This window comes from Amycolatopsis rifamycinica (assembly GCF_000695625.1).
GTDB lineage: Bacteria > Actinomycetota > Actinomycetes > Mycobacteriales > Pseudonocardiaceae > Amycolatopsis > Amycolatopsis rifamycinica.
On record NZ_JMQI01000071.1, the window covers coordinates 13,089 to 25,105 of the forward strand.

A 12,017-nucleotide genomic window follows, 5' to 3' on the forward strand; every position below is an offset into this window, starting at 1 on the left:
GGCTGGGACCGTGACCGACGCTCCACTGTCCGGACTCCTCACCGCCATCCTTCCCGACCCGGCCCTGCGCGGGGTGGTCGAGCGCGCCGGCGCGCCGCTGCTCGAGCTGCAGGGGCCGATCGCCGCGCGGCAGCTCGTCGCCGCCGCTGTCGCCTCCGACGAAGGGGCCGGCAGGCCCGTGCTCGCCGTCACCGCCACCGGGCGGGAGGCCGACGAGCTGACCGCGGCCCTGAAAGCCCTCATCGGCCAGGACAGAGTCGCCGACTTCCCCTCCTGGGAAACCCTGCCGCACGAGCGGTTGTCCCCGCGGGCGGACACCGTCGGCCGCCGGCTCGAGGTGCTGCACCGGCTGAAGACCGGGGACGACGACCTGCGCGTGGTCGTCGCCACCGTGCGCAGCCTGATCCAGCCCATGGCGCCCGGGCTCGGCTCGCTCGCCCCGGTCGACCTCGTCGTCGGCGAAGAGCAGAGCTTCGAGGGTCTCCTCGAGCGGCTGGTCGAGCTGGCGTACACCCGGGTCGACATGGTCGAGAAACGCGGCGAGTTCGCCGTCCGCGGCGGCATCCTCGACCTGTTCGGGCCCACCGCGCAGCACCCCGTCCGGGTGGAGTTCTGGGGCGACGAGGTCAGCGAGATCCGCGCGTTCGCCGTCTCCGACCAGCGGTCGCTGCCCGGCGAGATCCCGCGGGTCACCGCGCCGCCGTGCCGGGAGCTGCTGCTCACCCCGCCGGTCAAGGAAAAGGCCGCGGAACTGGCGAAGACGTACGAAGCCGACGCGCACCTGGCCGAGATGCTCACCAAGCTCGCCGACGGCATCCCGGTCGAGGGCATGGAGGCGCTCATCCCGGTCCTCTGCGAAGGCGAGCTCGAGCTGCTCACCGACGCGATGCCGGTGGGCACCCACGTCCTGCTCACCGACCCGGAGAAGATCCGCGCCCGCGCCGCCGACCTCGTCCGCACCGGCCAGGAGTTCCTCGAAGCCTCCTGGACGACGGCCGCGGCGGGCGGGCAGGCCCCGATCGACCTCGGCGCGTCGGCCTACCGCGGGCTCGAAGAGATCGCCTCCCACGCGCAGCACACCCAGCGCCCCTGGTGGACGATCACCCAGCTGACCAGCGAAGACCCGGACGTCTACCGCGTCTCGGTCGAGGCCGCGCCCGGCTACCGCGGCGAGCTCGAGCGCGCGACGGCGGACCTGCGCGCCCACACCGCGGCGGGCGGCACGGCGGTGCTCGTCGTCGCCGGTCAGGGCACCGCGGCGCGCGCGGTGGAGCAGCTCACCAGCGCCGACGTCCCGGCGACCCAGGCCGGCGACGGCCTCAAGGACGCCCCGGCCGCGGGCATGGTCACGGTCACCTGCGGCGGCCTCACCGACGGGTTCGTCTCGCCGGAGCGCGCCCTGGTCGTGCTCAGCGAAGCGGACCTCACCGGCCGCGGCGCGGGCGCCGGAACGTCCACAAAGGACCTGAACACCAAGATGCCGTCGCGGCGGCGCAACGCGGTCGACCCGCTGGCGCTCAAGGCCGGCGACTACGTGGTGCACGACCAGCACGGCATCGGCCGGTTCGTCGAGATGGTCCAGCGGACGGTCGCGGGCGCCACCCGCGAGTACCTCCTGCTGGAGTACGCGTCCTCCAAGCGCGGCCACCCGGGCGACCGGCTGTTCGTGCCCACCGACCAGCTCGACGAGGTCTCCCGGTACGTCGGCGGCGAGCTGCCCACGCTCAACAAGCTCGGCGGCTCCGACTGGAAGAACACCAAGGCCAAGGCCAAGAAGGCGGTCAAGGAGATCGCCGCCGAGCTCGTCCAGCTGTACGCGGCGCGCCAGTCCGCGCCCGGGCACGCGTTCGGCCCGGACACGCCGTGGCAGCACGAGCTGGAAGACGCGTTCCCCTTCACCGAGACGAACGACCAGCTCGCCGCGATCGACGAGGTCAAGGCCGACATGGAACGCGGCGTCCCGATGGACCGCGTCATCTGCGGTGACGTCGGCTACGGCAAGACGGAGATCGCCGTGCGGGCGGCGTTCAAGGCGGTCCAGGACGGCAAGCAGGTCGCGGTCCTCGTGCCGACGACGCTGCTCGCCCAGCAGCACCTGAACACCTTCACCGAGCGCATGCGCTCCTTCCCGGTGACGATCAAGGGCCTGTCCCGCTTCACGAACAAGACCGAGTCCGACCTGATCCTGGAGCAGCTCGCCGCGGGCGAGGTCGACATCGTCATCGGCACGCACCGCCTGCTGCAGACCGGCGTCCGCTGGAAGGACCTGGGTCTGATCATCGTCGACGAGGAGCAGCGGTTCGGCGTCGAGCACAAGGAGCACATCAAGGCCCTGCGGACGCACGTCGACGTGCTGACGATGTCGGCGACACCCATTCCGCGCACGCTGGAGATGTCGCTGGCCGGCATCCGCGAGATGTCGACCATCCTGACCCCGCCGGAAGACCGCCACCCGATCCTCACGTACGTCGGCGCGTACGACGACAAGCAGGTCGGCGCGGCCATCCGCCGCGAGCTGCTGCGCGACGGCCAGGTCTTCTACGTCCACAACCGCGTCTCCTCGATCGAGAAGGCGGCGCGGCGGATCCGCGAGCTGGTGCCGGAGGCGCGCGTGGTCACCGCGCACGGCCAGATGAACGAGGACAAGCTCGAGAAGATCATCCAGGGCTTCTGGGAAAACGAGTACGACGTCCTGGTGTGCACCACGATCGTCGAAACCGGGCTCGACATTTCGAACGCCAACACCCTGCTGGTCGAGCGCGGCGACCTGCTGGGACTGGCGCAGCTGCACCAGCTGCGCGGCCGGGTCGGGCGAGGGCGTGAGCGCGGGTACGCGTACTTCCTGTACCCGCCGGAGGTGCCGCTGACGGAAACCGCGCACGACCGCCTGGCGACGATCGCCCAGAACACCGAGCTCGGCGCGGGCATGGCGGTCGCGATGAAGGACCTGGAGATCCGCGGCGCGGGCAACATCCTCGGCGCGGAGCAGTCGGGGCACATCGCGGGCGTCGGATTTGATTTGTATGTGCGGCTGGTCGGCGAAGCGGTCGACGCGTTCCGGCGGCACGCGGGCGCGGAGACTTCCGAAGAGGAAGAGCTGGCGGAAGTCCGCGTGGACCTCCCGATCGACGCGCACATCCCGCACGACTACGTCCCGGGTGAGCGGCTGCGCCTCGAGGCGTACCGCAAGATCGCGGCAGCGCCGGACACGGAGGGCTTGGACGCGGTCCGCGAAGAGCTGATCGACCGCTACGGCCAGCCGCCGGCCCCGGTGAACCGGCTGCTGGCGGTGGCGCGTTTCCGGCACACGTGTCGCGAAGCGGGCGTGACGGAGGTGGCGGTCCAGGGCAACACCATCCGGTTCGCGCCCCTGCCCCTGCTGGACTCGCAGATGGTGCGCCTGAAGCGGCTGTACCCGAAGGCGGTGTTCAAGGCGGTGACGAACACGGTGTCGGTGCCGAAGCCGACGGAGGGCCCGGCCGGTGGGCGGATCGGAGCGCCGACGCTGCGGGACGAAGAGCTTCTGGATTGGTGCACGAAACTGCTGGTCCAGCTGACGAAGAAAACCGCCGCTGTTTAGGCCCGGTGTAAAGGGGAGCGGACACCCGGCGCCATTTCGGGGGACTTTCCGTTGTGGCGCCTGGGTTTCTGTCGGTGGTGGCTCTACGTTCGGCGCATGGCGGAATATCGCGAGCCGAACATCCGGGCAAGGCAGCTTGGTGAACGGCTCCTCGAGCGCATGGCGGAGAAGGGCTGGGGTGTCCGGGAGATGTCCCGGCGCCTGGAGATGAGTGCGCAGTGGGTATCGGCGGTGACCCGCGGGCGCACCCGGCCGGATCCGGTGAACTTGGCTCGGCTTCTGACGGTTTTGGGCGTGAAGGGTGCGGAATACCACGAGCTGATGGCCATGGGCGACGAAATGCGCACACCTGGGCTTCTCGAGAAACCGCTCCAGCTGCGCACCTTGATCTGGCACGAGAAACGGGCCACCGCCATGTCGCAGTTCCATGGCTGCTCGGTGCCCGGATTGCTGCAGACCGCCGACTACGCCCGGAGCTTGATCGCGGAGATCGGCAACGCGACCGATCCGGACCACATCGATGAGCTGGTGTTCGCTCGGATGGCCCGGCAGGTGGTCCTCGACAAGAGGCCCACCGTCACCTTTGATTTCTACCTACACGAATTCGTGCTTCGGCTGCCCATCGGGCGCGGAGCGCCCGATGTCATGCGTGGCCAGCTTCGCCAGCTCGATCGGCTCGCTGAGCGCGGCAACATCTCAATCCGGATCGTTCCCGCCCGATGCGGTGGTCATCCCGCGATGGCGGGGCATTTCAAGTTGATTGAGTCGGCGGATTTCAGTCCGGTCATCTACATCGACAGTGAGGTGTCCGGGCTGTTCCTCGAGGAGCCTGCGGAGGTGGTGGCCTACCGTCGAGTGCTCGAAGGGCTCGATCGGGTCGCCCTCGATCGGGCACAATCGAGGGAGTTCATCGCCGACCTGGCGAAGAACCTCTACTCATCAGGAGTGCGGCGAGATGACGGTGACCTGGCGTAAGAGCAGCTACAGCACCAACGGTGATGAGTGTGTCGAGGTGGCCACCGGTCCTCAAGTCCTGATCCGGGACACCAAGGACCGCGAAGGCGGCATCCTCACCGCCTCCACCCCGGCCTGGCGCGAACTCCTTACCCGACTTCGCTGAACATCGGCGGCAACGGTTCCGCCAGCCCCATCCGCACCGACTCCACCGGCACCGGAACCGCCCCGGCCCCCGCCATCGGCAGCGGCCGGGGAGTCCGCGGCATCCTCGACCCCGCGCCTCCACCCCGCCCCGGGTACACGAGCAACCCCCGCGCCGGGTCCGGGACCGCGTCCAGGGCCGCCGTCACGACCGGCAACGTGCGGAACGCGTCGCGCTGCTCCCCGGTCGCGAACTCGATCTCGAGCACCACACCCCAGCGGTGCTCGTGCCAAACCCACTGCTCAGCGCCGTTCGTCAGAGCGGCCTCGGTGAGCGCGTCACCGCGGGACAGCCGCCACAACGACGCCGAATGCTCGCCGTCGAACACCTCGATCGTCAGCCACTGGTCCATAAATCGACATTAGCGCCGTCCGGACCCCATGGGTGTTGCGTTTCGGGGGCGATGGTGTGAGAGGGTATGGCCTGTGATGCGGATCATGGGGCGCCCTCGCGCGCTGGTCGCGGTCGTTGCCGGTGCTCTTCTGCTCACCGGGTGTGGCTCGGGCCCCAGCCAGGTCGGTGCGGCCGCCGTCATCGGTGACCGGACCGTCTCCATCGACCAGGTGCAGGAACTCATCAACAAAGCCGTCCGCGAGCAGCCGATCGCGCAGAAGCTCGCCGGCGAGCACAAGCTGGACGTGGTCGGCCGGGCCGTCGTCAGCCGGCTCGTCCTGCACGAGCTGCTCGTCAAGGCCGCCGAGAAGCAGGGCATCAGGCCCAACTACGCGCAGATCGACGCCCAGCTGGCCAAGGACCCCCTGAACGGCCCGGTGCCCGCCGACGCGAGCAACGAGGCCCAGGCGATGACCCAGGTCGTCGCCCGCGTGCGCGACCACCGCGAGGAACTGACCGACACCTACCTCGCCCAGGCGCTGGCCGACAAGGTCGTGCCGAACGCGTCGGTCACCTTCGACTACACCTCCGTCGGCCTGGTGCCGGACCCCACGACCGGCGCCCAGGTCGAGGGCGCCGACGCGAAGAAGGCCGCCTTCGACCTCGCCCGGCAGTTCGCGGCCGACCCGGCCGCCTCGGCCAAGCGGCTGCAGGCCGACGGCCAGTACCTGACGTCGCTGCGGCAGCGGGCCGCCCAGATGGGGCAGAGCCCCGAGTCGGTCCCGGCGTTCGCCGGCGTGGGCGAGGTGCTGCCGGCCGCCCAGGTGGGCTCGCTGGCCGCCGGGCCGCTCTTCGGTTCGCCGGTCGGCTCGGCCGTGGTCTTCCCGTTCCCGAACACCCCGCGCGCCTGGTTCGTCGGGATGATCCGGCAGCGTTCGGACCAGCCCGTCGCCACCGAGCAGGCGCCGGAGCTCGACGCCGCCACGAAGACGGCGATCGGCATGCGGCAGACGCAGCCGCTGTTCGACGAACTCGGCGTGCGCGTCAACAAGCGGTACGGCGTGTGGGATGTCGTCACCATGAACCTCGCGCCGGACGAGGACGCCACTCAGGGCCTCGTGCTGTCCCCGGGTGGGTCCGGTCGTACCCAGCAGTGAGCGCGGGTGTCGTCGTAGTCGTCCGCGGGACGACGCTGCCCGGTGCGGCGCTCAAGATCCTGCGTGACTCACCCGCCGTCTACGCCGCCACGGACGTCGACCCGGCCGCGTTCGGCGTCCCGGCCGTCACCGAGGCGCCCTCGCTGAAGGACGTCGTGCTGCTCGCCGGGTCCCGGGACGAGCCCGCGGCGGCGCTGCTCATCGCGACCGGCGCGGAGGTCATCGAGACGCCGGTGCCGCCGCTGGTCGAGGCCGCCGACGTGATGGACCGGCTCCGCTCGCCGGGCGGCTGCCCGTGGGACGCGGCGCAGACGCACGATTCGCTGCGGCAGTACCTGGTCGAGGAGACCTACGAGCTGCTCGACGCCATCGAAGAAGGCGATCGCGAGGCGCTGCGCGAAGAACTCGGCGACGTCCTGCTGCAGGTGCTCTTCCACGCGCGGGTCGCGGCCGAGGACCCGGCCGATCCGTTCGGCATCGACGACGTCGCCGCGGGCCTGGTCGCGAAGCTCGTCGGTCGGCACCCGCACGTCTTCGCCGGCGGCGACCAGGTGCACACCGTCGAGCACCAGAACGTCAAGTGGGAAGAGCTGAAGCAGCGCGAGAAGCAACGTCGGTCCATTGTGGACGGCGTGGCGCTCGGCCAGCCCGCCGTCGCGCTGGCGGGCAAGCTCGGGCAGCGCTCCGGGCGCGCGGGCATCCCGCTCGACCTCTTCCCCGAAGGGACCAGTGCGTCCGCCCAGCTGTTCCGCATCGCGGCCACCGCGCGCCGGGCGGGTGTCGACGCCGAAGGCGAGCTGAGGGCGTTGGCGAAGCAGTTCGCGAAGGACATCCAGGCCGCCGAGCAGGCCGCCCGCGACGCCGGGCTGGAGCCGACGACCCTGGAGGCCGACGGCTGGCGGAAGTTCTGGCCCACTCGTCCGGTGTGACGCAGCACACATTCGGGTGAGAACCGTTCCGGACGATCCGGCGTCTTGCCTGGTGTGAGACAGAAGCCACTGGAGGACGCCGACGAGGAGCACCTCGTCCGGCGCACGGCCAAGGGCGATCGCGCGGCGTTCGAGGAGCTCTACCGCCGCACGGCGCCCTGGCTCGCCGTGCGCCTGCGCCGCCGGTGCGCGGACGAGCAGATCGTCGCGGAGGTCATGCAGGAGACGTTCCTGGCCGTCTGGCGGGCGGCCGGGTCGTTCGCCGGCGCCGCCACCGGCGGGAGCGCGGTCGGCTGGATGTGGACGATCGCCGCGCGCCGGCTGGTCGACGCGTTCCGGCGCCGGGCGCACCACGCCCAGCCGCCGCCGGAGGTGGCGCTCGACGTCGCCCCGGTGGTGGCGGCCGAAGACGAGGCGCTGGCGGCGACGATCGGTGACGAGGTCGGCGTCGCGCTGCGCGACCTCGCGCCGGAGCTGCGGGCGGTGCTGCAGGCGATGGTGCTGGACGGGCTGACCGTCCGGGAGACCGCGGTCCTGCTGGGGTTGCCGGAGGGAACGGTCAAGACCCGCGCGCGGCGGGCGCGGATCGCGTTGCGGGAGGCACTGTCATGAACCATGCGCCGGAGCGGCTCATCGCCGCGTACGTGGCGGGCGAGGACCTCCCGGGTGACCAGCTGTGGGGCCTGGAAGCCCACCTCGAGTCGTGCCCGCTGTGCCGGGCGCGGCTCGCGGAGGTGGCGCCGGTCCAGCCGGTGGTGGACCTGGTCTGGAACCGGCTTTCGGCCGAGGTCCTGCTGCCGGCGGGCCCGTTCCACGAGTCCCCACCCCGGACGGCCCGGGCCCGGCCCAGGCCGGCGCGGCGACGGCGGCGGTGGCTCGACACCTGGGTCACCCCGGCGATGACGCCGTGGCTCGGGATGATCGTGCTGGTCACCCTGCTCGCGGTGGTGCTGGACCACGTCGGGCGGTCGGTGCTGGACGTGACGGCGGTGCAGCTGTTCGCGCCGGTGCTGCCGGTGCTCGGCGTGGCCGCGTCGTGGGCACGGGGGCTGGATCCGGCGTACGAAGTCGTCGTCGCGACGCCGCGGGCCGGGCTGTACCTGGTCGCGCGGCGGACGCTGGCCGTGCTCGTCGTCGTCCTGCCGGTGCTCGGCGTCGCGGGGTGGCTGACCGGCACGGCGCCGGCGCTCTGGCTGCTGCCGAGCTTGGCCTTCACGACGGGGACGCTCGCGCTGGGCGGGCTGATCGGCGTCACCCGGGCGGCGTACGCGCTGGTCGCGGTGTGGGTCGCGGCACTGGTGCTGCCGACCGTCGCGGTCCAGCGGCCGACGTTCGCCTTCAGCACCGGCGCCTGGCCGGTGTGGGCGGGGATCTTCGCGCTGACGACGGTGGTCGTCGCCCTGCACAAGGGCGCGTTCACCCGGCTCGGCGCACGCAACTAGGGAGGAAGAACATGCGTGCGGTGGAAGCGGCCGAGGTCGCGCCGGCGGCTTATGCCTGGGAGATCCGGGCCGAGGGGCTGAAGGTGCGGGCGGGACGCCGGAAAATGGCCGTGGACGGGCTGGACCTGTCGCTCGGCAAGGGGGTGCACGGCCTGCTCGGGCCGAACGGCGCGGGCAAGACGACGCTGATCCGGGCACTGGCGACGGTGCTCCGGCCTGCGGAGGGCGAGCTGTCGCTGCTCGGTGTGCCCGCCGGGGGACACGCCGGGCTGCGCGCACTGCGCCGGCGGATCGGCTACCTGCCGCAGAACTTCGGGTTCTACAAGCGGTTCACCGTCCGGGAGTTCGTCGAGTACATCGCCTGGCTCAAGGAGATGTCCAAAAAGGACATCTCCGGCGCCGTGCAGCGCGCCGTCGAGCGGGTGGGGCTCGCCGACCGGGCGGACGACCGGATGAAAACGCTGTCGGGCGGCATGGTGCGGCGAGTCGGGATCGCGCAGGCGATCGTCAACGACCCGGACATCCTGCTGCTCGACGAGCCGACCGCCGGGCTCGATCCGGCGCAGCGCGTCCGGTTCCGCGAGCTGGTGCAGGACCTCGGGCGGGACTCGTGCGTGCTGATCTCGACGCACCTGGTCGAGGACGTGGGCACGGCGTGCTCCGACGTCATCCTGTTCGCCGAGGGCAAGCTGGTGTTCCAGGGCACCCCGCACGAGCTGGCGGCCGCGGGCACCCCGGAGCACACCGGCGACAGCCCGATCGAGCGCGGCTACTCGGCGCTGCTGAACCACGAGCCGGGCAAGGGGGCGTGGTGATCTTCCGCATCGAACTCCGGCGCTCGATCGCGCCCTGGGCCGGGCTGGCGCTGCTCCTGGTCGCGCTCGGCTTCCTGTTCCTGCTGTCCGGGCCGTGGTGGAAGGTGCCCGCGCCGTGGACCGGGCACACGACGACCACCGCGCTGTGGCTGCGGTTCCTGCTGGTGTTCCTGTGGCCGATCGCGGTCGGCGCCGGGGCGATCCAGGGCATGCGGGACAGCCGCTCCGGCATGGCCGAGCTGCTGGCCACGACGTCCCGGCCGGGACGGCACCGCGCGCTGCGGCTGGCCGGCGCGGTGGGCGCGCTGAGCGCGCTCGGGTTCCTGCTGGTCTTCGCCGTCGGGCTGGGCGAGGTGCTCGGGCACGGCGGGTTCGTCTCCGCGAGCTTCCTGCCGGTCGTCGGAGTCGGCCTGCTCGCCGTCGTGGCGGGGAGCTGGGTCGGCCTGGCGGTCGGCAGGCTGCTGCCGCACCCGCTGACCGCGCCCGCGCTCGCCGTGCTGACCCTGGTGGCCTCGGTGCTGGCCTGGACGTCGGTCGACGCGCAGGTGCTGTCGATGTCCTACACCCGGTTCGCGTTGCTGGCGCCGGCCCTCGGCCAGCCGCGGGGCGCGCTCGTGACGACGTCGGGTTCGATGGACCTCGGGCAGACGGTGTGGTTCGCAGGCCTCGCCGCGACGGGCTTCCTGCTGCTGGCGGCGGAGTCCGCGCGAGCCAGGGTGCTCGGCCTGCTGCCGGTGCTGGCCGGAGCGGCGATCGCCCTGCCGGTCTTCCCGGCGTCCACCGACGGTCTGCTGACGCCGGACGCCGTCGCCGCCCAGAAGCGCTGCGACGGCCCGATCTGCGTCAGCCGGGCGCACGAGGACATGCTGGCCGCACTGGCCGGGCCGGGCCGGGAAGCACTGGCGCTGCTGGCGAAGCTGCCCGGCGCGCCCACCCGGATCGAGGAGCAGACCGGGCCGTACTCCTACACCTCCCCGCCCGCCCGCGATCCCGGGGTCGTCTACCTGGACTTCCAGCTCAACGACGACCTGCTCACGGCGGACGCGGCGGCCCTGCGGACCGCGGTGGTGTCCGGCGCCGGGCTGCCCGGGTGCGTGCCGCCGAGCTACGGCGAGGTGTCCGACATGAGCGCTCGCATGATCGCGGCGGCGTACTTCACCGGCGAGCTGCGGGCGCTGCCCGAGTACGCCGGGAACTGGTTCCGCCGGAACTCCCCCTTGGTGGAGCCGGCGTGGGCGAAGTTCCGCGCGTTGCCGCCGGACGTCCAGTTCGCCCGGATCGTCGCGCTGCGCCAGGTGCTGCTGAGCTGCCAGGGCGACCCGCTCGACACGCTGGTGCCGGGAGCCCGGCGATGAGGTGGGCAACGCTCTACGCCCGCTCGCGGCAGCTGCCGGCGGCGTCGGCGGCGCTGCTGTCGGTGACGCTCGGGCTGTGGTTCCTCGGGCGCGATTCGTGGGGCGTGCTCCTGGTCGTGCTGACGCTGACCGCGGCGATCGCGGTGGCGGCGATCGGGCTGAGCGGCCAAGACCCCGACCTCGACCGGGCGGCGGCCCTGCCGTGGCCGGCGCGGCGGCTCGGGCACCTGGCGCTGATCGGCGTCGTGGCCGGGGCGCTGGTGCTGGCGGTGCAGGAGCTGGGCCCGTCGGCGGTGCCGGTGTCGATCATCGTGCGCGACGCCGCCGGCCTGGCGGGCTTAGCCGGCCTGGCGGCCACGATCGCGGGCGGCCAATTCGGCTGGACGCTCCCGCTGGCCTGGTGCGCGATCAGCCCGTTCGTCCCGCACGACGGTTCCACGGCCGGCCAGGTGACGGCTTGGCTCCTGCAGCCACCGCAGACGCCCGTGGCGACCTGGACGGCGGTGACCTTGGCGGTCACGGGAGCCGCGGCGTACACCGCCTGGGGTGGCCGCCGCTAGGTCCGGCCGGCGAACTCCGGCAAAAAGTCTCCTTCGGCACCCGGCACAGCGAAAATCCACCGGGACGGCGGATCCGGGCCGGCACTTCCACGACCCGAAACTCGCCGCCGACGCCTTCGCTCCCGGAACTCCCGCGGATCACCGCTCCCACCTTGCTCATCGACGACGACTTCTCCAGCGAGTTCAGGCCTGACCCCAGTTGTGGCCTTCGGTGCGTTGAGCGCGCCGAAGGCCACATCGGGCGGTGGGTGCGCCGCCCGCCTGACGATCACACGTTGCGGATGTTCGTCTCCAGCTCCAGCGGCTCCCGGTCCCAGTCCTCGACGCCGAACGCCAGGATCCGCTCCGGGTGGATGCGGATCACCGCGTCGTCGAAGTGGTTGTCCGGGAGGCCGACCCCCACCAGGGCCTCCGCGCGACCCCGGATCTCCAGGCACCGCACCCGCCACGGGTTCGTCGACGGCAGGTCGTCGACGACGAACGCCACGCGATCGTGCGTCGCGATGTTGCGGAACTTCTTGCTGTTGCGCAGGTTGTGCCCGGTGACGTCGATGGTCTTCTCGTCCGGGTTGTAGCGGAAGCCGACCGGGTTGGCCTGGAGGGTCCCGTCCGGTTGCTGGGTCGCCAGCCGGCCCAGGGGCTGGGCGGCGAGGTAGGCGAGTTCTGCTTCGGTGAACATGCCCGAAG

At 71.8% G+C, this 12,017-nt stretch carries 12 protein-coding genes; 10 read left to right on the plus strand and 2 right to left on the minus strand.

Annotation, left to right across the window (positions count from 1 at the left end; translation table 11 throughout):
* Positions 1–25 precede the first annotated feature (25 nt).
* From mfd to DV20_RS44410, 3 genes are all read left to right on the plus strand, one after another.
* A complete protein-coding gene (mfd, locus tag DV20_RS34480) occupies positions 26–3,580 on the plus strand; it encodes a transcription-repair coupling factor (RefSeq protein WP_043787469.1) in 3,555 nt (1,184 codons plus the stop codon).
* A gap of 96 nt (positions 3,581–3,676) precedes the next feature.
* The gene (locus DV20_RS34485; RefSeq protein WP_084093811.1) at positions 3,677–4,555 is read left to right on the plus strand and encodes a helix-turn-helix domain-containing protein; all 879 of its coding nucleotides are present in this window, start codon (positions 3,677–3,679) and stop codon (positions 4,553–4,555) included.
* Positions 4,536–4,700: a DUF397 domain-containing protein gene (locus tag DV20_RS44410; RefSeq protein ID WP_084093812.1), complete on the plus strand. Its 165-nt coding sequence runs from the start codon at positions 4,536–4,538 to the stop codon at positions 4,698–4,700. The genes DV20_RS34485 and DV20_RS44410 overlap by 20 nt, the downstream gene beginning before the upstream one ends.
* On the opposite strand, the gene DV20_RS34490 is transcribed toward DV20_RS44410, so the two are convergent.
* The gene (locus DV20_RS34490; protein ID WP_043787415.1) at positions 4,684–5,091 is read right to left on the minus strand and encodes a hypothetical protein; all 408 of its coding nucleotides are present in this window, start codon (positions 5,089–5,091) and stop codon (positions 4,684–4,686) included. The genes DV20_RS44410 and DV20_RS34490 overlap by 17 nt on opposite strands.
* An 85-nt stretch (positions 5,092–5,176) precedes the next feature.
* Between DV20_RS34490 and DV20_RS34495 the strand changes: the two genes are divergently transcribed.
* Genes DV20_RS34495 through DV20_RS34525 form a run of 7 tightly spaced genes read left to right on the plus strand, consistent with a single transcriptional unit; the run spans position 5,177 to position 11,330 of the window.
* Positions 5,177–6,229, plus strand: a complete 1,053-nt coding sequence (locus DV20_RS34495) for a SurA N-terminal domain-containing protein (protein ID WP_235191061.1) — start codon at positions 5,177–5,179, stop codon at positions 6,227–6,229.
* Positions 6,226–7,158 (plus strand): MazG family protein, encoded by a 933-nt coding sequence (locus DV20_RS34500; RefSeq protein ID WP_043787417.1) that lies wholly within the window; start codon positions 6,226–6,228, stop codon positions 7,156–7,158. The genes DV20_RS34495 and DV20_RS34500 overlap by 4 nt, the downstream gene beginning before the upstream one ends.
* Before the next feature lie 54 nt (positions 7,159–7,212).
* Positions 7,213–7,770, plus strand: a complete 558-nt coding sequence (locus DV20_RS34505) for an RNA polymerase sigma factor (RefSeq protein WP_043787419.1) — start codon at positions 7,213–7,215, stop codon at positions 7,768–7,770.
* The gene (locus tag DV20_RS34510) at positions 7,767–8,600 is read left to right on the plus strand and encodes a zf-HC2 domain-containing protein (protein WP_043787421.1); all 834 of its coding nucleotides are present in this window, start codon (positions 7,767–7,769) and stop codon (positions 8,598–8,600) included. The genes DV20_RS34505 and DV20_RS34510 overlap by 4 nt, the downstream gene beginning before the upstream one ends.
* Positions 8,601–8,611: 11 nt before the next feature.
* Positions 8,612–9,415 (plus strand): ABC transporter ATP-binding protein, encoded by an 804-nt coding sequence (locus DV20_RS34515; protein WP_043787423.1) that lies wholly within the window; start codon positions 8,612–8,614, stop codon positions 9,413–9,415.
* A complete protein-coding gene (locus DV20_RS34520) occupies positions 9,412–10,770 on the plus strand; it encodes a hypothetical protein (protein WP_235191062.1) in 1,359 nt (452 codons plus the stop codon). Before DV20_RS34515 ends, DV20_RS34520 begins: the two co-directional genes overlap by 4 nt.
* Entirely contained in the window at positions 10,767–11,330 is a 564-nt protein-coding gene (locus DV20_RS34525; protein WP_043787425.1) for a hypothetical protein, read from the plus strand. The genes DV20_RS34520 and DV20_RS34525 overlap by 4 nt, the downstream gene beginning before the upstream one ends.
* A 268-nt stretch (positions 11,331–11,598) precedes the next feature.
* Here the strand turns inward: DV20_RS34525 and DV20_RS34530 are convergent, their stop codons facing one another.
* Complete coding sequence (locus DV20_RS34530; protein ID WP_043787472.1) at positions 11,599–12,009, minus strand: PPOX class F420-dependent oxidoreductase; 411 nt, start codon at positions 12,007–12,009, stop codon at positions 11,599–11,601.
* Between the last annotated feature and the right edge of the window lie 8 nt (positions 12,010–12,017).

Coding starts and splice junctions, on each gene's coding strand:
- DV20_RS34515 (WP_043787423.1), top strand. CDS start 8,612: ATGCGTGCGGTGGAAGCGGCCGAGGTCGCGCCGGCGGCTTATGCCTGG.
- DV20_RS34525 (WP_043787425.1), top strand. CDS start 10,767: ATGAGGTGGGCAACGCTCTACGCCCGCTCGCGGCAGCTGCCGGCGGCG.
- DV20_RS34530 (WP_043787472.1), bottom strand. CDS start 12,009: ATGTTCACCGAAGCAGAACTCGCCTACCTCGCCGCCCAGCCCCTGGGC.
- DV20_RS34510 (WP_043787421.1), top strand. CDS start 7,767: ATGAACCATGCGCCGGAGCGGCTCATCGCCGCGTACGTGGCGGGCGAG.
- DV20_RS44410 (WP_084093812.1), top strand. CDS start 4,536: ATGACGGTGACCTGGCGTAAGAGCAGCTACAGCACCAACGGTGATGAG.
- DV20_RS34495 (WP_235191061.1), top strand. CDS start 5,177: ATGGGGCGCCCTCGCGCGCTGGTCGCGGTCGTTGCCGGTGCTCTTCTG.
- DV20_RS34490 (WP_043787415.1), bottom strand. CDS start 5,091: ATGGACCAGTGGCTGACGATCGAGGTGTTCGACGGCGAGCATTCGGCG.
- DV20_RS34485 (WP_084093811.1), top strand. CDS start 3,677: ATGGCGGAATATCGCGAGCCGAACATCCGGGCAAGGCAGCTTGGTGAA.